We start from the raw sequence: 20,143 nt of genomic DNA, 5'->3' as shown, positions 1-20,143 counted from the left end.
CAGGAAGTACTCCAACATTCAACACGGGGCACCTTTTGGTGCCCTTTTTCACGCCTGCCTCTCGCGCCCGCCCACGTCGCCTCCCCCACCCATCCTGGGTGATGGCGGTTTCACGCCTTTTTCAAGGCAAGCCTTGGCTTGCCTTTCGGTATGCCCGTGCGCCGAAGGGGCAGCAGGGGATAAGTCACGGCCCTACACGAGAGCTGATTCCCAGCTCGGCCATGAACCTTCAAATCCTCTCCGACCTCCATATGGACGGCGCAGCCTGGACGGCGCCGCTCACCGAAGCCGACGCTATCGTGGTGGCCGGCGACCTTTTCGACGATGGTGCACGCTCCGCCGTGTGGTGCGTCGAGCTTGCCCAGACTGCGGGGAAGCCCGTCTTCTTCGTGCCGGGGAACCATGATTTCTACGACGGGGTGATTTCGGAGCGCTTGCTGAACATGCACCGCATTGCGTGCGCAGGCGACGTCTACCTGCTGCACAACAAGTCCGTAGAGCTGCAGGGGGTGCGATTCGTCGGAACTCCGCTGTGGTCCGACTTTCAGATTGACGGCCCTGCGTCGTCCGTGCTGGCCAAGCATGCCGCCCAGGACCTCATGGGCGACTTTCAGTACATCCGCATCGGCGATGGGACGGGAAGCGCCAGGAACCTTCGCCCGAACGACGCAGTGCGGATGCATGAGCGAGGCCTGCGCGCGCTAGACCGCGGATTGACCAACGCCTACTCGGAGAAGGTGGTGGTCATAACGCACCACGCACCGTCCGTACGTTCGCTCACCCGGGGCTTCCGGTACTCACCACTCAACGGGGCCTATGCCTCTGACATGGACGAGTACGTGGGCAACTCGATGGCCAAGCTTTGGGTCCACGGCCACATGCACGCAACGCACGACTATATGGTCGGCTCGACACGCGTGCTCTGCAACCCACGCGGCGGCCCCCGTAGCCTCAACGTCGACTTCAACCCTGCCATGGTCGTCGAGGTTTAGGCAGTCATGCTCCGCAGCGAATACGCCCTCTACCTTTCGGACATCGGCCTGAGTAAAGACCAGCTCAGGGCGATTCGCTCTGCCCTCGCTATCAGCATGCGCGAAGCCCCTGACCCTTTCTCCGTCGGCTTCGACAGCGGGCTCAATCTGGTCTTCCAATTCCTCTCGGGAGGCTTAGCCGAGGCCTCGGAGTTCGAAGACGACTATTCGGGCTTACCGGCTCACGTGCAAGTCCCTGAGGCGCCGGGCGAGCATGCGCTTCAGCTCCCTGCACAGTGGCATTGGGCGGCTGAGCAAGCGGAACAGCTGGCAGGCGCGGTGCAAAGCCTCGCGCGGCCAACCTGGCATGAACTAGCTTGCCAAGCAGCCCGAGCAGAGGCAGAGCCGGAGCGCTTGTTTTGGGCCGGGCGAGCCTCGGCACTCACTGCAGTTGCAAGCGCGTTTTGGGGCCAAGCTCAACCATAGGCCGTTGCGCCCGAGCAAAAAAATGCTGCCCTCGGGGAGGGCAGCAGGAAAACATCAGCGGCGAGCGTAGCGAGCCTTGTTGAGGGTTCGATGCTTGTCAGAGCGCAAGTTGACCCAGACTGTCTTGACGACGCCCCCTGGCAGGAGCGCCATGACTAGGTCACGATACTCGTCCATTGGGCAGCGCCACAGTTGCTTGACAACGCGGCTATTTCGACCGTCGGGGCCGTCTTCCGCTTCCGTTTCGATGAGGGTTGCTTGCTCCGGGATAAAGGCATGGAGCAACGTCACCTTACCGTACCGGTCGCTGTTGGCTTCATTGAGGGCGTGCCTCGTGTACCTCAGAGGTCCACGGTGGCATGGCTCAGCCAGGCGCGCCGGCATAAAAACATCCTTGTGAAAAAGAGCGGTCATCAAAAGCTCCAGGGGGTTGTTCCTGAAGCGTTTAGCGAAGCCCCTTTAAATAGCTTCTGCGTACGAGGCTCCTCCGCCTCGCCCCTGTTGGGCGTAGCACCCCTTAACCCTGCCTCCGGCTAAAGGGCCTTGCTACAGGACCGAACGAGCACTTCCCTACGCTTCACATGCCCGCACACGTCCCCGCCCTTGACCACTCCACCTGGCGCCATCTCCTGCGCGAGGTGACGCAGGCCTCGCTTGGGCTGCGCCTGAAGCGCTTCCCGAAGGAATTTCTCCAGACCGTTCTCGTGGCGCCCGCCACGGTCGCCCGGTGGATTGCGCAGGAAGTACCCGCCTTGCTCGAGCGTCCGCATCTCCATGTCGTGATTGCTGGCGCCGCGAAGGGCCCGGACAGCCTGGACGAAGGTCGCTGGTACCAATACCTGCCCACGTTGCTTGGACGGCCAAAAATGACGGTGCGGGTCACGTTAGTCGGGCCGGAACTGAAGCAGGGGACAGAGAACGCGAGCATTCGCTCGGCAAACGAACGGTCCGGCATCATCACGAGCGCCGGAGCAGACGCTGTGAGCAACCTGCCTACGGCAGAGCTCGCCGCGGATGCTCTTTCAAGCTGGTGGGCGGAGCGCCCCCAGAGCGAGGCAACGCCCGACGTGTGCTTCGTGTTCCACCCCGGCATGGAAGCCTTCGGTGGCTCCTGGCTGTCGCGGGAGCAGGGCCTATTACCGTTGATGGACGCCGGCGTTCCAATCGGATTGGCCGCCTCTTGTGTTGAGGAGCTTTGGCACGACGAGTGGTTGGTACGCAAGTACGGCGCAGCCATGCGCGGTCTGGCACAGGCGAATCCTTTCGCGCTCGAAAGGGACAACGCCAGATTTGGAGGCCAATGGGCCGCCCTTACCTGGACGCTGGACCCCACCCTCGTACCCGCCGCAGATTTCAAGGCCATCAAGGCGGAGCTCGTTCGCTTCTACCTCGCGCTCGACCAAGCCAAGCCCGGCTTTTCCTCCTCGGGGAACGCCATCTTCGGATTCATCGGCGGTGTGGTCCCGATTCAAAACGTGGCCACCGATGAACGAGCCCGGTTGGTCGGCATGCCCGCCGGCGTGCTTCTGTGCCTGGAGTCCGGCCAACTGCTCGGCCAAAACACGGTCGGGCGCTTCGAGCTTGTGGAGCGCATTCCTGCAGTACCGCTCGACTTCCTGGCCGATTTCCCTGGCGAGGAGGCCCACCCGGTTGACAGGTTCATCTGGGCGTCCGAGAAGTTCCGGGGATACGTGGAGCCAGTGCTTTTGTCGAGTGCAAAGAGGGCACCAGAGACCTACTTCGACCTCTTCGGCTCCCCGTTGGAAGCAAGGAAAGGGTCGATGCCTGGCGACCCGGGCCCCGGCGGCATTTCCGACTCTATAGGCGAGGGCTAACTTTGAGCGCTGAGCTATACGTAGGGTAAACCCTTCCTCTACTACTTGGAGCAACCGTCATGCCCGTCTCGCACAGCCCGAAGTTCACTGATGATTTTGAGCGCCAGCTCGCTGCCCAGGCAGCCGCGCAAGGTGGCACGAAGGACGGCTACACGTTCAGCGACGCCTTCCACCTGTGCAAGGACGCGCTAACGACCGTAGTGCGTGTCGTGCAACGTCTGCGGGCAATCGCTCAAAGCCGGAAGGTCGGCTTCAACGTCGCCTGAGCGGCCGTAGCCCGACAGAGCCCTGCCGATGCAGGGCTTTTTGCTGGCCAGTGCCGATGCCAATCGCTCGTTTAAGCGCCGCGCGCTATTCAACAGCAACCCCTTTCGGAACTGAACGATGAAATCCCTTCTCCCCCTCGTCTTCGCCGTCGTCATCGCGTGCGGCATTCCAGTTGCGAATGCACAAGGCGGTCCGTCAGCAGGCCTCCTAAGCGCAGCGGCTGACGACTCGACGGCGTTCGAGCTCCTCACGCAGTCCCAGGTTGGCTTTTGGCGCGGCATGTCCCGCGAAGAGCTCGAGTCGCGGACGACGGCCAAGTCGCCTACGCATCGGGTGCTGAACCTAGGTGAGTTCGAGTTCTCGGTTCGGGGCGTCGATTTCGACCCCGAGCAGGGCCTCGTGGCCGCATCCCTTGAATATCGAAGCGATGACCCGGCAAAGATTGAAGCAGCCTACGAGGCCTACAAGCGAGCCCTTGGTGGCCTGAAACCCGACTACGTCCGCTCCGCGCCGAACGGCACGCCTGCGATTCCTGACCTCAAGTTCGAGATGATGGGCTGGAAATCCCCGGACGGCGCGGAGAGTGCGCTCGCGCGGCTTCACTCCTATGCAGGGAAGGCAAAGAGCAAGGGCGCTGTCGCCGCAGGCATCGTCACCTTCGCCCTTCGGCGTCGGTGACCGACGTAATTCAGGCAAGGCAGAATAAGGGGTCCAGTGCAACGACCCTTCATGCCCCACCAAACCGCCCCAGATGCCGACCAGCAGATTGACGAAGTAGCCAGCCGGCATGCAACTGCCGCAGCCTTCTTCGAGCACTGGCCCTCCTCCCTCACGCCAGCCGAGGCCACTCTGCGCGCTCAGCTGCAGTCCTTTGCGACGTTTGGTGCGATGCTGTATGTGTACGTGCTGCATCGGGGCAAGGTCTTCAAGGCGGCGCCCTACCCGAGAGATATCGCGCGAAATGCCGTGAAGAGGCAGTGCTTCTGCAACGCCGCCCAGCTTGCGACAGAGTTCCCCGACAGGTTTGTCTACGTCGAGGGCTATGCGCTATCTGCCATGGCGACAGCCCACGCCTGGTGTGTTACCCACGACGGAACCGTCGTCGACCCGACGTGGGAGAACCCGGAGGAGTGCGCCTATGTGGGCATACCCTTCGACCTGGACTTTGTCACGACGCGCGTACTCGAGACGGGCTACTGGGGCATCTTCGGCGAGATGCCGCAGCGTCAACTGCTTTTGCGCCCCGTCGAAGAAATGGTGCATCAACTGTGGAGAGAAGAGATAGCCGCACGCAAAAAATGGCCCGCGCTCGAGGCCGTTCTATCGGGGACGCCAGAGAAGAACGCCCGCAGCATCCGCCAGTAAGCAGGCTGTCAAGCCGCGACATGGGGCGAGCGGAGCCCTCCTGGCTACACGTCAAAGGACAACCACCCTTTGACCAATGAACCAAAATCCTCCGAACCTGGCCGAGTCCAACTTTCTGCAAATCTGGGAAGCGATTCGCGACGACGCGTTCTCGAAGCGCACCGCTGACTTGCTGGGGGCCCTCAATGGGCTCAAGGGCGCCGGCCCAGAAGCAATGCTGAGCCGTCTGCTGTGCTACATCTACGATATCGCTGTGTACCAGCTCGGCGCCGTGTACGGCGATTTGCTGCCTAGCGATGCAAACGCGCAGCACTTTTTCGTGGCCACACCGATGGGCTTCCCTGGCAGCACCGAGTTGATTCCATCCACGCGCACCGAGGATGAATCCTATGTTCTTGCTGCCAAGCACCTGGCGCTGATGGACAGATATTTAAGCGACTACGCGCAACGTCCGGCGTTGTAACAAGGAGCCCGGGCTACGCCTAGCATGCCTCATTCCGCGCCCTCCCTTTGGAGGGCGCTTTCCTTTGCCTCAGGCACAGAGAAAAGCTGAGCTCCAGGCGCTATACGCCTTCATGTCCTCTATTTTCCTGAAGCTTTGTGAACGCATGGGTCTGTCAGCACGAGCGCTACAAGCCCACGCCCCGGTGGTTGTCCCATTCCTGACCGGAGCGGGCGCGGGGCTGTCCGTCTTGTACGCATGCTTCTGGCTCAACGGCCTGCTCTCTTTCGGAAAACCTGTTTTCTGGGCAATCACCGGCTTGCTGTCGCTCTTCGTCCTTTCCGGTGCCGCCAACGTGACCTTTGCTCGCCGGGAGAATCGAGCCATGCAGCCCGCAGAGCGCGCCTGGTTCGCCGCAATGTCGGGTGCCGTGCCGGCGCTCCTCATCGTTGTCATCGCGCTCGCAATGTCCGCGGGTGCCGTAGTGCTGCGGCTCTTGGCCAAGGGAGACCCTACGGTAACGGCGCAGCCCCTTCAGCCGTTTCTGCTGTGGTGCCTGCTGGCTCTGGTTGTCCTCAGCCCCGCAATGGGCGGCCTGGGCTGGCTCGCGGTGTCGAAGCCGGTGCAAGCCTGGTTCGCAGAGTGCTTTCCGCCGAAGCCGAAGCGCAACTAGCCTGACCCCTCGCCCGTGCGCGCCGGGTGCTTCGTCGTGCACCTGCGGCAGCGCTGCTCCGCTAAATCCGGCACCTAGACGACCTGGGTGCGAGCTTGCCGACGTGGCGCCCCACCTGCGCGCTGACCGCCTGACGGCGCTCGCCTGAAATGCCTGAACAAACCTGCTTGCCGCTTGACGCAATGACCGCCCTACCCGCCCCCGCCACGACACTGCCCGCCATCTGCGCTTGTGACGCGGTACCCGCTGTGTGCCGGCCTCGCCCAGGTGAATTCCTTGCGCGAGGGAGGCGCCGCCGTCCTGACGGAACACCGTACATCGAGTTTAACCGGGGAGCGGGAATATGCGACGGCGACTTCGATTTCCTGAAGGGTGCGCTACTTGAACCCCGTGTGACGATTCTCAGCTTCCTCCCGCCGCACCCGTCGCCAGAGCCCGGGCTTTTGGTCGAACTCGCGCAGCGGGGATACGACCTCGCTACGTTCTCCTTTTCGGTCCACCTCCGGTCCGCACCGTTTGCCCACCCCAAGAGGCTTCGTTCCGTGCCACAGCTGAAAGCAAAGCTGCTGGCCAGGTGGGGCCGCGTCGAGTATGACTGCCCGGACCTTTGCACCTCTTGGGGATTTCCGGCGCGTCGGTGCGACTCGAGCATGCTCATGGGATTCTTCTCAACGCCTCGGTACACCGAAGGCGACCGACAGAGCATCTACACGCCGAAACGTCAACTGAGTTTCCTTGAGGAGTTGAAGGCTCGGCACCTTGATGTCCGCACCGTGCGCATGGCGGTGACGCGAACGCAAAACGACCTCCCCACCGTAGCCCCTTAAGCCGAGGCGAGTCCTGCGCCCACGGCAAGCGGGCCCGTTTTCTACACAGGGCAGAACCCAACTACCTGGAAATCCATGGAAATCCTCACCCTTTCCCAGCGTCGCCAAGCTGCCGAAGCCCTGCTTCGTATTAAACCGGACAGCATGACTGGTCCAGAGCTCGACCTGGCCATCGCGCTGCTTTGTCACAAGCAAATCGACGTTGATGCGGTGCCCCCGCAGCAGCCTCCGCGGGTGCTGACCGACCACGAGTGGGGCCCGTATTCCCCGACGACCGATTGGCGCCTCACCGGGGAACTCCTGTCAAACGTCGGACTCGTCTCGGGCTCTCACGCCATCTATGGTGAAGGCGCTGAATCCGAAACCGTGGTCAAGCACTGGTACAGCTGCCACGCATACGTGGGCGGGACCAGCACGGAAGGCTACGACCTGCAAACCGTCGTTGGTATCACGGCAGCAAAGCTGCTCGCTCACGAGGTCGAGTTTTCTCCTGCATGGAAAGCTTAGCTCCGCCCGCACCCTGATTGGGCCGTCCCTGTGGACGGCCTTTCTCTTGGGGCGGCCGCGTCAGCGCACTCGTAGCTACAGGAGGAAGGACAACTTACCCGTACCAATGAATCTCTCATCCTATCCGAGCCGGAGCTTTCGCAAGCTTTGGCACCAAGGCAGCCTCAACCCTGTCGACAAAGGCGTTCGAGGCGTGAGCTACGAAGGCGCCGGGCTCTCCGTGTCTCAGCACCCCGATGCCTGGGAGCAAATCGCGCGCCTTGGTGGCCTGCCACTCTGGGTGCTGAGCCGCAAGGACCGAAGCGCCGGCCGCTTCATCGACTACCGCCGCCTTGGCCCTAGCCAGCAACATAAACTCGCGCAGGAAGGTACCCGCCGCGGCTGGCTTCAACGGGCAACCAGGCACAGGTTGCAGTGGACCGACCCCGAGGTGGGCGACAAGCGGTACTGCCTTTTCGCCGACGAAGACAAGGCTAGGGCCGAAGCCGACGATATCGAGCAATGGGCGGAGAACATCACGACGGACCTCATCGAGATGGACGTCGCCACCCCGCTCCTCGCCAAAGTAACGGGGCAAGAGGTTTCTGATGACCTGGCGGTTGACATGGTGCTGACCGGCATTGTCGAGGAACTCGATGTGTTCGACGGGGTCTGGTGGGCCGACCGCCTGGACCCAGCAAACTTCTCTGCCCCAAGGGGCTGCATCTCCATGAGCGCCCTTTGCCGTTGGGACGTGGAGCAGCGCGCCCCAGCAAGGCGTTGACCACAATCATTCGAGCTAGCCCGACCCAGGGCTCGCCTTTTCTTTGTCTATGAATGCCGAACCTTCGGGCCGCCCCTGAAGCGCTTTCCTACACGTCGCAGGAAATCTACAGGAGCATCCCATGACCCACTCAGACATGGCAATCGCCATTCTTCAGAAGACCAACGACGGCGACGACCTGAGCCCTTCAGACCTTCATCTGCTGGAAGGCGCGGTCAACGGCCGTTTGACCAGCAGAGCCGTCGAGCTGTTCGAGGCAATGCATAGGAACGTCACCGAGGGGACGTACGCAACCTGGCAGCGGACGTATCTGGCGCCGCACCTCACCAAGGCACCCGACGGAAACGTCTACTGGAAGGGCATTGCGGTTGAACACTATTCCTTCCCGCCGGAACGCCGAGACGAGGAACTGACGCAGGCCCGAATGCTTGCCGCCCGCTGCCAGCAACTGGAGGCCGTCGACATCCCCGTGAACTCGCGGACCGTGCTCTGTGCGGATTGCTACGACGCGCCGACGGATAGCCCTTGGAAGCAACTGCTCGGGAAGTATTACAGCTTCATGAGGAAGAACGGACACGTCATCGGCCTGTTCCACGTCAAGTTGTCAGAGACAGGACAGCTCGGCATTGCCGCGGTCAGCGCGAAAGATGGCGTCGCAACGGTCGAGCGCCACCTTGAGGCCTACGACGCGTTCCACCACTACCAGCGACTTGGCTTCGAAAGCCAGCAATCGTCGTCCTACGACCACACGGCCCGCTTGCTGGAAGCGCTTGGCCTGCAGCCGGACGTCCTTAAGGCAACACTCGCCGCCGATTCCGAATTGGCAAAATGATTTCGCCCCGCTCGCAGAAAGTCGAGCGGGGCGTTTTTCCGGGTCCGATGGACTCGGGGACCGAGGGCTAGGGGTGCTGCCGCGCCCGCGGGTGAGGCACTAGTGCCCTGGCCAGCGCGAGCACATCCCTTGCGACCAGTTTCGCCTGTACGCAGTCCTTGACGTTCGGGCCTGCCCGCTTGCAGAGCGCCTTCGCCTCCTCGAATCGCGGGCCGGAGGTTTCGACGAGGACGATGGCATTTCGATTGGCGCCCATGGCGAATGCTGGGGCGACTGTCATCGCCAGGAGTGCTGCTGCGAGGAGATTTCTGTTCATAAAGCGGTGCTGCTCAAAAGGGGCCATCAACGGTGGCGCGCCAGCTTTGGAATAGCACTGCCATTTATCGCCTCAGGGAAAAGCCGACACGAGGTCGGCTTTCGAAAGGGCTTGTCAGCGCACCAACGAGAGCTTGCGAACTACAGCGGTGGGCGGCTCGGGCGTCAGTTTGGGGCTCGGGGGCACTTCAGTCTGCGCAGCCACCGCAAACTCCTCGTCATGAACGGCGAGCTCATCGTTTGCTGCCAAACTGAGTTGGTCTACTGCGAGCCGGCCATCTGAAGACGTCAGGTCGAGGAGCTGAATCTCTGCCGGGCCGCGGATTTGACCGGCCTCGTAGAGGGCGCGGATGGGACCGGCGAGTACCTCTTCCATCTTCACCGGCCCAGGCGCTTGCATGAACGCTGCAATCGGAACGGAGAGGGGGCGGATGGCGACGAAGTGGCTCATTCTTGTGTCCTTTGTGTGTGCAAAACCTGTATAGGCAGGCACTTTAGGCAGGCACTTTAGGCAGGCGCTTTAGGGAGGCCGAGCCTGCCCAACGACGGCCGCGATACCACCTCGGCCTCACAGCTCCCGCGCGACGACCTTTACCGCGGCTTGACCGAGCATCTTGGCGACGTGGGCCTACTGCGTCCCTGGACTAGGCCAAGCTCATCGGATTGCGCCGCGAATAGCACGCTCATTCCCCTGCCCGCTTCTGCGGGCGTTTTACCGTCCACACCTGCGGTCAGGGCGACGAGAAAAAGCCCCGCGGATGCCGCGGGGCCGAATGTTGCGAGAGTGGCCTTCAGCCGGGGGTCAGCGCCGGCGACCAGACGCCGCTGTAGGCGACGCCTCGACAGCGAGCAACCTCAGCGATAGCGCACGTAAGGCGGTCTTGCCGGTCCCCGACTACACCTGGCTGCAGGCGGTCGGCCCCATACGCCACGGGATTACCGTTCACCGGCGTTCTGGTCAACAGCAACCAGGCAGCGGAACTGCGCTCGGCCACATTTCCGAGAGTGGCGCCAATTCGGCATCGCAGCTCATAGTTGGTCAGGTCCCTGACTTCCCAATCGATTTCGGCGACCTCAAGCTTCACCCTCCCAAGCCTGCGCGCGAGCTCGGGCACCACGCCCCAAACGAGGCTGGAATCGTAGGTGCAGTCGTCGGGTCGGAGGGTCGTACTTTTCCGGGCTTCACGCGCCAGCTTCAGCAGTGCGGACGCGAGCCACTGATTGGTAAGCCGGTACAAGCGGTTCGCCTCCGAAGCCTCCTGGTCTAGCCTGCTGCGGCATTCTTCGCTCAAGTGCATTCTGAACATCGGTTCTCCTGAAAGTAGTCCTGCCGTGTGTAGGTAGCCGCGCGACCTGCCCAAGAAAAAAGCCCCGCAGTGCGGGGCTCGTGAATCTACGGTAGAAGGCTTGCTCAGCGAGCAATCGGGGTGATGTCGGCCAGGTTGGCCTCCTCGATTCGAATGCCGTAAATATCGGCGTCCGAATACAGGATGCCTTGCTTGTTCTCAATGAAGCTGAGGTCATCGACCACCCAGGGTTCGGAGCCGCCGCCCAGCTTGGCGCAACGCGTCCCCGCGGGGACCGTGACTTCGTATTTCGAAGGACCGACCGTCGTGGTGACTTCGGCCTTCGTGCGGGCAGTGTGGGTGCGGGGAGTCGGTGTGCTTTTCATATCTGTCTGCAAAAAAGGGGTTCTTTGGGGAGCGGCCAGCGTCAGGCTTGCCTTGATTCCTTGAACTTCGATTTCAAGAGTGTGAGAAATCTCGCGGGGGTCAGGTAGTACGCCGTAGGCGTCCGGGCATCCACCTCAATCGTACCCTGTTCAGGGTTGTAGGCGTAGTCGTGGTCGTCGCCAAGGCCGCACACGAGAACGTCAAGGCGCTTCAAGCCTTCGTAGCATTGAAGGAAGCCTTCGGATTCCTCGGCGCAGATGCCTCGCACCAGGTGGGCATAGGCGTCGGGTTGCTCGTCCTCCAACAAGAAGCAGCGGGCGAGCGCTTCCGGCTGGTCGTTGAACGCCGCGTTTGGGTAAATTGCCGGGCCAATCAGCCGGCGGGCCAGGCTCTCGGTGACCGCCTTCAAGTCCTTTTGGAGCTCGTAGTCGGCCATGACATTCATCTCGAGCATCGCTGCCGCGGCGTTCTCCTTCAGCAGCAGGAGAGCTCGCGCGACCTGGCTTTCGTTGTGTTCCATTGAGGTAGAGGGAAGTTGTCCTCTCTCGTGTAGAGAATCAGGCCTAGGCTGGGACCCGGCGACTTACCGCCAGCTCCGAATTCCGGTACCTGGGGTCGTGGCTGACCTCGTCGCCGAGCCATGCCGGCCGCGGAAAGTCCTGTTCCTCGGACCCAAGCTCAACTTCTGCGACGACCAAACCGTCCAGTTCGCCCTCAAAGACGTCGACCTCGAAGGTCACATCGCGGACGGGGATGAGGTAGCGCACCTTCGTGAGGCGGCCCAAGCTTGCATGGCCGTTCAGGAGGTCCTCGGCATCGCTGAGGGGGATGGGGTACTCAAATTCCGCGCGGGATAGCCCTTGGGTGTTGCTCTTGAGGGTCAGAAATCCCTTGTCGCCAGCGACCCGCACTCGAACGGTCATTCCGTTGTCAGCCAGATATCCCTGGCCAATATGGGTCCCGGCCAGCCCCGAGAGCACGGAGCGGTCCCTCACAAGAAACTTTCGTTCGATTTCAGTGGCCATGACAAATCCTTTCAGTTCGGGGGTCTAGCGATGGCACTTAGCTACACAGGCGAGGACTGGCAAAGCCATCAATCCTCGTATTGGACCTCCCGCGCGCCCGCGTCGCAGAGCCTCTACCGGGGACCGAATTTGGACACACATGATGAGGAGAGATTTTGATTGAGACTGTGAAGAAGACGGTGAAGGCCTATTTGGCGCGCAATCCGCACGAAGCAGCCGGCCTCCGTGCGTTGCAGGCCCAGCTTGCCGACGACCGGGACATTTTCCTTCGCTCGAACATGCGGGGCCATCTGACCTCCAGCATGCTCGTTCTGGACGAGACCCGAGCCAGGGTGTTGGTCATCCACCACAAAGCCTACAACCGCTGGTTGCCGCCAGGCGGGCATGCTGAGCAGCCCTGCTCGTTGTTCGACTCGGCGCTGCGCGAAGCTGAGGAAGAGACTGGGGTGACAGACCTCAACTGCCCGGGGGCCTGGAGCCTCGCGCCCATCCCCCTGGACATCAACACCCACGCGATTGCCGCGCAGCAGCGCAAGAACGAAGGCAAGCACTGGCACCACGACTTCGTCTACCTGGGTATGGTGGATGAGCCGTACGACCCCGTGCCTCAAATCGAGGAAGTTCACTCGTGCCGCTGGCTTGACTTGGCAGAGTTCGCAAATGACCCCGACGAAACCAACCAACGGCTGGCTCGGAAGGTGCAGCCGCTCATCGCTGCCGGCATGCTCCCGAGAGCTCGAGCACTAGCTTGATTGTGGAAACCCGCCTGGCACATGCGCCTGGCGGGTTTTTCCTATTCCCCGGGAAGCCAGCACACCACAGGACGCCCGCCTGGGAGCGCCCTCTATTGGTCGGAACCGATGCTGAGCAGCTCGATGTCGAACTTCAGCACGCTGTTTGGCGGAATGCTGCCGGGCACCCCCCGCTGGCCATAGGCGGTGTCGCTGGGGCAAGTTAGAGTCGCCTTGCCTCCGACCTGCATTGTTTGTACGCCGTCTGTCCAGCACTTGACTACGCGGCTCAAGGGAAGGGCGATGGGCTTGCCCCGCCTATGGGAGCTGTCGAATTCCGAACCGTCCGGCAGGGTGCCGCGATAGTGCACCTTTACGGTGTCCGAGGCCGTAGGGTGGGCGCCGGCACCCTTCAAGGTGTGCTGCACCCTGACCCCCGAAGGAAGTGTCTCGACTTTGCGGGCAGCTGAAGTGGCTACCACGGTGGCTGTGGTGGCGACAACCTCGGCCGCCGGTAGAGCAGCGTGAGCCGAGGTGGCGAAGAATGCGGAAGCGAGCAGGAAGGTAAACGGTTCCATGGCCTAAGGTGGCAGTTCGTTGGATGAGATATAGCTCCCCTCCTTAAACGTCAGGCGCGCTCAGCCGCGCGCCTATACCAATGAGGACCACTCACCCCCAAACCATGACACCTGAAGACTTTGCCGGGCCAACGCCCGAGGCGCGAGATGCGCAGCTGCGCCAGTACCGTGCTAGGGCCGCCTACTACGACTCCTTCGCTCTCGAGGGTGTCAACAACGACTGGAAGCATCCGAAGGTTGTGTCCGCGCGCGCAGCCTACGAGGCGACAGTGACCGAATTGGTCGGGCTGCTCGGAGAGCAGGCAGACTGCCGCCTGGTCGACACGGACCTCTGGTCGGCATTCTCGGATGCTCACAAGGACGACGTTGGCTTCCGCCCTCGAACGCCGAGAAGCAGGACCGCGGTCCTTCGCTGGTTCGAGAACCTCAAGGCCACGGCCGAACATAGCTGATTGATTCCAAGCCTGGCTCTCCCTCCGAGATGCCAGGCTTTTTTATGGCACGGTGCCACCCCCGTCAGCGGCCGCCCAACAATGAGAAACGGCCCCGTAGGGCCGCCTCCTAGAGCCAAGCTCTCAGCTTACTTCTTCGCCTTCTTGGCGGGCGCTGCAGCCTTCTTCGCCGGCGCGGACTTCTTGGCTAACGGCGTGGCAGCAACCTTGTCGGCCTTGCGCTTGGCGGCCTTCGGGTCGATGGCGGCCTTGAAGGCGGCGCCCGGCACGAACTTCGGCACCTTCTGCGCGGCAATCTTGATTTTCTCTCCCAGGCGCGGGTTAAATCCAGAGCGAGCAGCGCGGGAGACTTGCTTGAACGTGCCAAATCCGATGATTTGGACAGGCTCTCCCTTCTTCACGGCACCGATGATGGCGCTGGTGAAGGTCTCGACGATGCGCGCAGCCTCTGCCTTGCTCACATCGTGGGTGGATGCAATCTTCTCGACCAGTTCGATACGGTTCATTTCAGTTTTCCTTGGAATAGTTCACCATGTTGCCTATGGCGGCGCAGCTTCTAAAGCGAAGTTGCAAGCGGCGCGAGTGTATCCCACCTTCGGAGCCCACTAGAGAGAGGCCTCGGGAAGATGTGGCTGCGCTGACACCTCTAGCAGGAGCAATTCTGGGCCAAGGCCGAGTTCGTGATGTGCCGCCCGAAGTCCTGCCCCCGCCAAGGCACCGCCGGAGGCGACAATGGCGCATTGCATGCCCCGTCCCCTCCCACAATGAAGCCGCTTCCACCTGAGCTCGCCGACCTGGTCGACGGAATTATCAAGAAAGTACGAATCGACGTCGAAGCCGGAAATGCACCTCAGGCGTTCGCCATAGTGGGCAGCACCTTGTCCCGGGAAGTGTTTGAAGTGCCGCTGCCTACCGATGAAGACCAGGCCAAGACGCAAGCCGCGGAGCACATCAGACGTGTCGCATCGCTGATGAGCGCGGACTTCGTCGTTCTCGTGGTCAACTCCTGGGGCCTTCCGAAGCGAAAACTCAAGTACTTCGACGCCATCATGGATAAGTACGGCTCAGTCGGCAACAGCCCCTATCGCGTGAGCCAGATGGCCTTCACGGTAGAGACGAACGAAGGCGTCTGGCTTGGGACCGCCCCTCTGGTGAAGAACCCGCGCAAGGTCCGCGGGGACACGTTTGGCGCAGTGACGTTCTTTTCTGGCACCACGTCGGACACGGCCGGCGTGTTCTCAAGCCTGCTTCCGCAGGTCAGGGCCACGCGGCACTAGGCGACAAGTAAAGCGCTGAAGTCGGGGCACCCATCGACGAGCACCTCATCCCGTATGTCGCTTGGTTGGACTTTTGCGGAAGCTGAGTTGGTCGAAGCCAGCTTGCGCAATGCGGTACTTGTCCGCAATGCCGACCATGGGGCGCGATTCCGGTGCCAGTACGCCGCCCCAGAACATGTCGAGCTCCTGATAGGCCTGATAGGCATCGAATAGCCGGTAGAACTCCACCGTTTCCAGCGCGGGGTTCAGCGTCAGGCTTACCCGGCTAACGCCAACTCCCCTGCGCTCAGCCTCCTTGACCGCGATGGCAACACGCTGGGTGACCGCCCAGTCGAAGAGTTCGGTGCGACCCTGTTCGCCTAGAAAGTCGCCGACTTTCTCGGCAAGCGTGCGCTTGGAGCGCCACCCCTTTGCCTTCAGCTCCTTCTCCGGCACATGTCGGCTCAGGTCGGCAATGGCCCCCGGCGCGTTGTAAAAGACATGTTCATCGACGGCGTAGCAGTCGGTCAAGTCGTGGTCCCGTGGCGGGCGGTAGCCGCGCAGGTGGCGCCCGTATAGGCGGACACGGAGGCCACGGTACAACTTGCCGGCAAAGAGGATGTGGAGTGCGTCGAGCGCGACCACACTGCCGTCAGCGATTTCGATACGGCGCGGAATCCCCGCTGCGGTGAGGCCATTCCAGGGAACAGGAACGGCTCCCTCCGCAAACTGCTGGCGTGCGGCCGTTCGCACGAACACCCGTGTCTTATCCGCGCCCAGGGCCTGAGCGTTGTCGTAATAGTCCCGGAATTTGGAAAGTACGCGCATTTAACCGGCGCTCTGCACGCCTATAGGGTTTGTTCACAGGATAGGGCACGCGTTTAGCCCGCATGCCACCGCCGGAGGCCGGCAGGTTTGCGATAATCCTGGGCCCAACGCCCGCTGCTCCCCTGAAAGACCCCGATGATTGAGGCTCGCGCCCTGGACCCGACGAAAGTTCGCGACATCGCGCCACTGGTGCTTGACGAAGGCGGCCGACTCAAAGTTATGCCGGCCGCATTTTATGAAGGGACGACGGTTGAGGAGCGGGCTATTTTTGGCGTCCGCCACGCCGCATACGGGCTGCCAACGCTGGAGCTTGTGGCTTGGCTGAAGGCGTTGATTGGTGACAGGCCCGCCTTGGAGATTGGGGCAGGGACGGGTGTCCTCAGCGATGCGCTCGGCATCATTGGCACTGACAACCTCATGCAGCAATGGCCGCACATCCGAGCGCACTATGCCGCCCTGCGCCAGCCAGTCATCGCCTACGGGGCAAATGTTAGGCAGTACGACGCCGTCGACGCGGTGTGCGCGCTCAAGCCGAAGGTGGTGGTTGCCTCATGGGTCACTCACAAGTACGACCCGGCCCGCCACGAAGCCGGCGGAAACGAGCACGGCGTAGTCGAAGAGGAAATCATCCGCAACTGCGAAACCTACGTGGTCATCGGGAACACACACGTCCACCGGGCCAAGTCCATCTGGTCCTTACCTCACACGCTCCTCCACCCCTCGTGGCTGTACTCCCGCGCACACAATGGCTCCCGAGAGTTCATCGCGGTGTGGGGCAAGTACGCGCCGTGGCGAGCGGCCTAAAAAGAGAGCCCTCCGGTGGAGGGCTCGAATCATCGGTCGGTCTCGGGTGCTTTCGTTAAGGCGAACTCGATGCGGTCAGCGTCAAGCATCAGGTAGGAATCCCCGCCGCCCTCGGTTTCATTGCGGTAGATGACCGCGTCATAGCCGGCGCCTTCGAGCAATGCTCGGAAGCCAGCCTGGTCGAGATAGCCTTCGTCCCACAGCGCATCACTCTGCTCCGCCGAGATGACACCTGCGTTCCTCAACGCCGGGATGACGTTGTTGAGGCTCCACGTATGGCAGTCAGCCATGCGCAAAGGGCTTTGCATCGTGAGGAGGCACGGGAGAATGCGCGCGCCCTCGAGGTCGTCCTCGTCGCCTCCCTGTAGGAGGTGCTCCAACCTGCGGTTAGCCGTATCCTTCGAGCCGAAATGGTAGCCAACGTCATCGCTGAGTTCGAAGCGGGGGAAATCCTCGCGCGCAACCGTCGCGTGGTAGGCAAGAACATGCATTGGCATGGGCAGTAGCTCCCTAAAGTAGTCCTGCCCTGTGTAGCCACCATTCGGGGCCGGCGAGGGAATCGCCCTGGGGGCGCTCGACTGGCTAAACGACATACTCGCAGCATCTAAAACGCCAACAGCTTGCGCCTCGATACTGCTGATGCTAAAATGCTTCTAAGGCGGCGCTGCGCTCGCGTACCACCTCCCCTTAGAAACAGGCAATCTAAAATGCAAAAATCCATTCATGTCACCGTCGCAGTCGCTGCTGTCCTCATCCTCGCCGGCTGCGGCTCGGTCAACTCCACCCTTGCGAAGCGCCACGAAACCGTGGAGCACTACCACGTGTTCCAAGTGAAGACCCGCGCAACCCCGGACGCCGTCATCAAGGCTACCGCCGACGGCTTGGCCCGCAACACGAACTCGGTGGTGCAAAACCGTCCCTTGCAGATGGGCGCCAAGGTCCCCGAGACGGCCGGTCGCTTCCAGCTCGTCGACCCTGCCGCGGCACTGGGCGGGACCTCGCTGGGCGCAATCATGGCCATGCAGGGGGGCGCCGGCGCCTCCATTCCACGCGTTGCCAAGTGCGACGGCGCCGTCTGGACGTCGCGTGCCAATCGCAGCGTCTCGGGGTCCGACAACCTGACCCTGTACACCTGCATCTATCGATACAAGGATGGCTACGAGCTGAACATGTATGCCGTGTTCCAGAAGGCGAGCGGCGGGCTGAGCGGCCTGGCGCGGGACGCCGTGGCAAGCGCAATTGGTACTCCAGAGGAGTGGACCAACAAGACCATCCTCGACATGGCGCGCAGCGTGGAATCGGCAACGGGTGCCAAAGTCGAATACGTGGAAGGCCAGCCGGAAATCGGGGCCGTGCCAAAGGTCGACCAGCTGACCCAGCGTTGAGCCCTCCCGGTTCACTCAAGAGGGGCCTTCGCGGCCCCCTTTTTTTTTACCAGCAAGCTCCGCACGGCCTTAGGGGCGGGCGCAAGGAATGGCCTGAGCCTGCTTGCTAGACGAACCAGGACCACTCATACAAGACAACCCATGCCCACCCAAGCCCCAAAGCGCTTTTACGGCGACGACAACCTGGCCAACCCGGCAGCGGAACTGCGAGAGCTGAGAATTCAGCTTCACGCGACGTACACGCACTGGATTGCGCGCAACTGGCACCCTCGCGACTTCGTCTGCGCAGTCGAACACACCGCAGACGTTGCCTTCGCTTCCTTCCTGCTGGAAGGTTCTCCGGATTTTTCAGGGGAGCCTCCGCCGCCACTTGAGCCGGCAATCTTGGCCGTACCCCGTTCTGGCCAAGACCATGGCGCGCCGATACGGTTCTACGACGAGTTGAGCTCGCTCAGCCCGGAAATCGACCCAAAGGCCTTGGACCGGGTCCTCGCTCCGCACTTCATCCGCTGGGTTCTGGACGGGTGGCTCGCGCGCGATTTCAAGCAAGCGGCATCGGCCTGCGCTGCGGGCATCGTCTATGACCATCACCTTTGCAGCCAATTGGGCGGTCTTGGCGGTGGCAGAACGGCCCTCGAGTTTTTGACCGAGTCGTACCGCTTCGTAGAGCGCGCGGCAGCCCAACCGGCAGGCCGCTGATTCCTATCGCCTTCCCGTGCCTTCTCGCCCGGGAAGGCGTTTTCTTCCGGGCTGATGCGGCTACAGCGCCGTCTCTATTCCAGTCACAACGCGTACCCGCTTCGATTCCGAGGAGCCTCCAAATGCTGAAGCTGAAAACTCTCGCCGCCGTGTTGGCCACCCTCGCCATGCTGGCAGTTTCGCTGCCCGCAGATGCCCGCGCCGGCAGCCCGTCCGGTTCGAAGTCATCATTTACGTCCTCCCGCAGTGTCACCGCAACTCCCGCGAGGGCGCCGGTCCGCGCGGGTGGCGGAGCGTCGGTAGGGTTGCGGCGCTCCGAAGCCATGCGCGAGGCGCGCTCGCGGCCCGCTGAGCCTGCCCGCTCATACTCGCGAGCCACTGAGGTGCCTGCTACACAGCCGACGGGCAACGGGAATAGCATCATCGGAAGCAATGTGCCGCGGCGCGAGGGCACGCCCCTCACGGCGGGTGGCGGTTCGGCGGGCGGAGGCTCCGCCGGAAACTACGCTCGGCCGGCCACCCAGGAAGCGCCACGCCGCGGTTGGAGCGGGGCCCAGATTGCGGGCGCCGCCGCCCTTGCCGGTGTCGCGGGCTACGCGATGGCGGACAACCGAGACCCCGCTCCCACGTCGACACCCACCCAGACACCCCAGGTGCACGAAGCTCGAATCGGAAGCACGAGGCCCCCGAGGCGGGGGGCTATTCCGAACGGGCGCCTCGGGCTACATCGGCCGCCGTGAACAACCCACCCACGTCACAAACAGAAAAGCCTGCGCCCGCGAGCATGCTCGGTGGCCTGCTCCTGGCCTTGCTGGTCGTGGTTGGCGCTTTCTTCCTCCTGCGCAGTCTGGTGAAGCGAGACCGCGGCAACCAGCCGGCGGGTCAAGCCGGGACGAACAAGGCCGGCAGCGACCCAGCGCTGGCGACGACGCCTAGCCCCCGCGCGACTGCTGCGCCGTCGGCCGACGCACAGTCCGAACTGCTGCGGGAAGCCCCGGAGCTGTTTCGACGCGTGCAGGACGCCAACAACCGAGGTGACCTGGAAGAACTGGCAGCGTTGAGCGACGATGGTGACTTACTGCAGTACTTTGTCTCGAGCATCAATGAACGGAACGAAGCGCCGCGTACCAAAGTTCTCGCCGTGAGCGTCCGGGGCAATCGTGTGCTCGACTTCGTAAGCTCGGCGGCGTCCTTCACTGGCAGCATCCACTTCAAGGCGGAAATCGCCGAGGGGGATGACCCCTCTGAAGTCATCGAAGAGGTCTGGCACTTCCTGAAACCCTCGGGCGGGGGAACCTGGAAGCTTGCCGGTATCGAGCAACTCTGACAGACATCTCTGCGAACCGTGCCCCCTCGCTCACGTGCAGGGGGCACTTTGCCGTAGGCTACGAAGCTCCAGGAGGCCGAGCGTCCGACGGGCCGCTAGGAA

Annotated in this window: 28 protein-coding genes; 17 read left to right on the top strand and 11 right to left on the bottom strand. The window is 62.4% G+C overall.

Going from position 1 to position 20,143, the window contains the following annotated elements; all coding sequences use genetic code 11:
- The first annotated feature begins 221 nt into the window (after nt 1-221).
- Entirely contained in the window at nt 222-992 is a 771-nt protein-coding gene (locus tag WDLP6_RS28470) for a metallophosphoesterase (protein WP_162570769.1), read from the top strand.
- A 519-nt stretch (nt 993-1,511) separates the two neighbouring features.
- Here WDLP6_RS28470 and WDLP6_RS28465 read toward each other — a convergent pair.
- Nucleotides 1,512-1,871 carry a hypothetical protein gene (locus tag WDLP6_RS28465; protein ID WP_068677282.1) on the bottom strand — a complete coding sequence of 120 codons (360 nt, stop codon included), beginning with the start codon at nt 1,869-1,871 and terminating at the stop codon, nt 1,512-1,514.
- A 167-nt stretch (nt 1,872-2,038) separates the two neighbouring features.
- Between WDLP6_RS28465 and WDLP6_RS28460 the strand changes: the two genes are divergently transcribed.
- From WDLP6_RS28460 to WDLP6_RS28420, 9 genes are all read left to right on the top strand, one after another.
- Entirely contained in the window at nt 2,039-3,292 is a 1,254-nt protein-coding gene (locus tag WDLP6_RS28460; protein ID WP_068677280.1) for an MSS51 C-terminal domain-containing protein, read from the top strand.
- A 59-nt stretch (nt 3,293-3,351) separates the two neighbouring features.
- Complete coding sequence (locus WDLP6_RS28455; RefSeq protein WP_068677278.1) at nt 3,352-3,558, top strand: hypothetical protein; 207 nt, start codon at nt 3,352-3,354, stop codon at nt 3,556-3,558.
- Nucleotides 3,559-3,676: 118 nt separating this feature from the next.
- Entirely contained in the window at nt 3,677-4,237 is a 561-nt protein-coding gene (locus tag WDLP6_RS28450; protein ID WP_068677276.1) for a hypothetical protein, read from the top strand.
- 51 nt (nt 4,238-4,288) lie between these two features.
- Nucleotides 4,289-4,924, top strand: coding sequence for a hypothetical protein (locus tag WDLP6_RS28445; protein WP_162570768.1), 636 nt, complete (start codon nt 4,289-4,291; stop codon nt 4,922-4,924).
- Nucleotides 4,925-5,000: 76 nt separating this feature from the next.
- Nucleotides 5,001-5,387, top strand: coding sequence for a hypothetical protein (locus WDLP6_RS28440; protein WP_162570767.1), 387 nt, complete (start codon nt 5,001-5,003; stop codon nt 5,385-5,387).
- Between the two features lie 112 nt (nt 5,388-5,499).
- Nucleotides 5,500-6,039 carry a hypothetical protein gene (locus WDLP6_RS28435; RefSeq protein ID WP_162570766.1) on the top strand — a complete coding sequence of 180 codons (540 nt, stop codon included), beginning with the start codon at nt 5,500-5,502 and terminating at the stop codon, nt 6,037-6,039.
- 902 nt (nt 6,040-6,941) lie between these two features.
- The gene (locus WDLP6_RS28430; RefSeq protein WP_162570765.1) at nt 6,942-7,373 is read left to right on the top strand and encodes a hypothetical protein; all 432 of its coding nucleotides are present in this window, start codon (nt 6,942-6,944) and stop codon (nt 7,371-7,373) included.
- A 193-nt stretch (nt 7,374-7,566) separates the two neighbouring features.
- Nucleotides 7,567-8,136, top strand: coding sequence for a hypothetical protein (locus WDLP6_RS28425; protein ID WP_162577749.1), 570 nt, complete (start codon nt 7,567-7,569; stop codon nt 8,134-8,136).
- Between the two features lie 121 nt (nt 8,137-8,257).
- Nucleotides 8,258-8,968 (top strand): hypothetical protein, encoded by a 711-nt coding sequence (locus WDLP6_RS28420; protein WP_162570763.1) that lies wholly within the window; start codon nt 8,258-8,260, stop codon nt 8,966-8,968.
- A 67-nt stretch (nt 8,969-9,035) separates the two neighbouring features.
- On the opposite strand, the gene WDLP6_RS28415 is transcribed toward WDLP6_RS28420, so the two are convergent.
- From WDLP6_RS28415 to WDLP6_RS28390, 6 genes are all read right to left on the bottom strand, one after another.
- Nucleotides 9,036-9,284: a hypothetical protein gene (locus WDLP6_RS28415; RefSeq protein ID WP_146039495.1), complete on the bottom strand. Its 249-nt coding sequence runs from the start codon at nt 9,282-9,284 to the stop codon at nt 9,036-9,038.
- 114 nt (nt 9,285-9,398) lie between these two features.
- On the bottom strand, nt 9,399-9,734 hold the full coding sequence (locus WDLP6_RS28410; protein ID WP_068677259.1) for a hypothetical protein: 336 nt from the start codon (nt 9,732-9,734) through the stop codon (nt 9,399-9,401).
- Between the two features lie 340 nt (nt 9,735-10,074).
- A complete protein-coding gene (locus tag WDLP6_RS28405) occupies nt 10,075-10,590 on the bottom strand; it encodes a hypothetical protein (protein ID WP_068677256.1) in 516 nt (171 codons plus the stop codon).
- 104 nt (nt 10,591-10,694) lie between these two features.
- Entirely contained in the window at nt 10,695-10,955 is a 261-nt protein-coding gene (locus WDLP6_RS28400; RefSeq protein WP_162570762.1) for a hypothetical protein, read from the bottom strand.
- Nucleotides 10,956-10,996: 41 nt separating this feature from the next.
- On the bottom strand, nt 10,997-11,476 hold the full coding sequence (locus WDLP6_RS28395) for a hypothetical protein (RefSeq protein ID WP_162570761.1): 480 nt from the start codon (nt 11,474-11,476) through the stop codon (nt 10,997-10,999).
- Between the two features lie 43 nt (nt 11,477-11,519).
- Entirely contained in the window at nt 11,520-11,981 is a 462-nt protein-coding gene (locus tag WDLP6_RS28390) for a CYTH domain-containing protein (protein ID WP_068677249.1), read from the bottom strand.
- 155 nt (nt 11,982-12,136) lie between these two features.
- Here WDLP6_RS28390 and WDLP6_RS28385 point away from each other — a divergent pair, with 155 nt between their 5' ends.
- The gene (locus tag WDLP6_RS28385; RefSeq protein ID WP_068677247.1) at nt 12,137-12,733 is read left to right on the top strand and encodes an NUDIX hydrolase; all 597 of its coding nucleotides are present in this window, start codon (nt 12,137-12,139) and stop codon (nt 12,731-12,733) included.
- Nucleotides 12,734-12,825: 92 nt separating this feature from the next.
- Here the strand turns inward: WDLP6_RS28385 and WDLP6_RS28380 are convergent, their stop codons facing one another.
- The gene (locus tag WDLP6_RS28380; RefSeq protein WP_162570760.1) at nt 12,826-13,290 is read right to left on the bottom strand and encodes an FKBP-type peptidyl-prolyl cis-trans isomerase; all 465 of its coding nucleotides are present in this window, start codon (nt 13,288-13,290) and stop codon (nt 12,826-12,828) included.
- Between the two features lie 104 nt (nt 13,291-13,394).
- Between WDLP6_RS28380 and WDLP6_RS28375 the strand changes: the two genes are divergently transcribed.
- Nucleotides 13,395-13,742, top strand: a complete 348-nt coding sequence (locus tag WDLP6_RS28375; RefSeq protein WP_162570759.1) for a hypothetical protein — start codon at nt 13,395-13,397, stop codon at nt 13,740-13,742.
- Nucleotides 13,743-13,870: 128 nt separating this feature from the next.
- Here the strand turns inward: WDLP6_RS28375 and WDLP6_RS28370 are convergent, their stop codons facing one another.
- Nucleotides 13,871-14,248: an HU family DNA-binding protein gene (locus WDLP6_RS28370; RefSeq protein ID WP_162570758.1), complete on the bottom strand. Its 378-nt coding sequence runs from the start codon at nt 14,246-14,248 to the stop codon at nt 13,871-13,873.
- A gap of 258 nt (nt 14,249-14,506) precedes the next feature.
- Between WDLP6_RS28370 and WDLP6_RS28365 the strand changes: the two genes are divergently transcribed.
- A complete protein-coding gene (locus WDLP6_RS28365) occupies nt 14,507-15,019 on the top strand; it encodes a hypothetical protein (protein ID WP_162570757.1) in 513 nt (170 codons plus the stop codon).
- Nucleotides 15,020-15,064: 45 nt separating this feature from the next.
- Here the strand turns inward: WDLP6_RS28365 and WDLP6_RS28360 are convergent, their stop codons facing one another.
- A complete protein-coding gene (locus WDLP6_RS28360; RefSeq protein ID WP_162570756.1) occupies nt 15,065-15,826 on the bottom strand; it encodes a hypothetical protein in 762 nt (253 codons plus the stop codon).
- Between the two features lie 135 nt (nt 15,827-15,961).
- Here WDLP6_RS28360 and WDLP6_RS28355 point away from each other — a divergent pair, with 135 nt between their 5' ends.
- Nucleotides 15,962-16,630, top strand: coding sequence for a hypothetical protein (locus WDLP6_RS28355; RefSeq protein ID WP_162570755.1), 669 nt, complete (start codon nt 15,962-15,964; stop codon nt 16,628-16,630).
- A 29-nt stretch (nt 16,631-16,659) separates the two neighbouring features.
- On the opposite strand, the gene WDLP6_RS28350 is transcribed toward WDLP6_RS28355, so the two are convergent.
- On the bottom strand, nt 16,660-17,127 hold the full coding sequence (locus WDLP6_RS28350) for a hypothetical protein (protein WP_162570754.1): 468 nt from the start codon (nt 17,125-17,127) through the stop codon (nt 16,660-16,662).
- A 210-nt stretch (nt 17,128-17,337) separates the two neighbouring features.
- Between WDLP6_RS28350 and WDLP6_RS28345 the strand changes: the two genes are divergently transcribed.
- The 3 genes from WDLP6_RS28345 (at nt 17,338) to WDLP6_RS28335 (ending at nt 20,041) form a co-directional block, all read left to right on the top strand.
- Entirely contained in the window at nt 17,338-18,015 is a 678-nt protein-coding gene (locus tag WDLP6_RS28345) for a hypothetical protein (RefSeq protein ID WP_162570753.1), read from the top strand.
- 141 nt (nt 18,016-18,156) lie between these two features.
- Nucleotides 18,157-18,714: a hypothetical protein gene (locus WDLP6_RS28340; protein ID WP_162570752.1), complete on the top strand. Its 558-nt coding sequence runs from the start codon at nt 18,157-18,159 to the stop codon at nt 18,712-18,714.
- Between the two features lie 736 nt (nt 18,715-19,450).
- Nucleotides 19,451-20,041, top strand: coding sequence for a hypothetical protein (locus tag WDLP6_RS28335; RefSeq protein WP_162570751.1), 591 nt, complete (start codon nt 19,451-19,453; stop codon nt 20,039-20,041).
- Nucleotides 20,042-20,143 lie beyond the last annotated feature (102 nt).

The organism is Variovorax sp. PBL-E5 (assembly GCF_901827185.1).
Lineage (GTDB): Bacteria > Pseudomonadota > Gammaproteobacteria > Burkholderiales > Burkholderiaceae_C > Variovorax.
The sequence above is the reverse complement of the archived record's forward strand: the minus strand, read 5'-3'. Positions and strand labels throughout refer to the sequence as shown.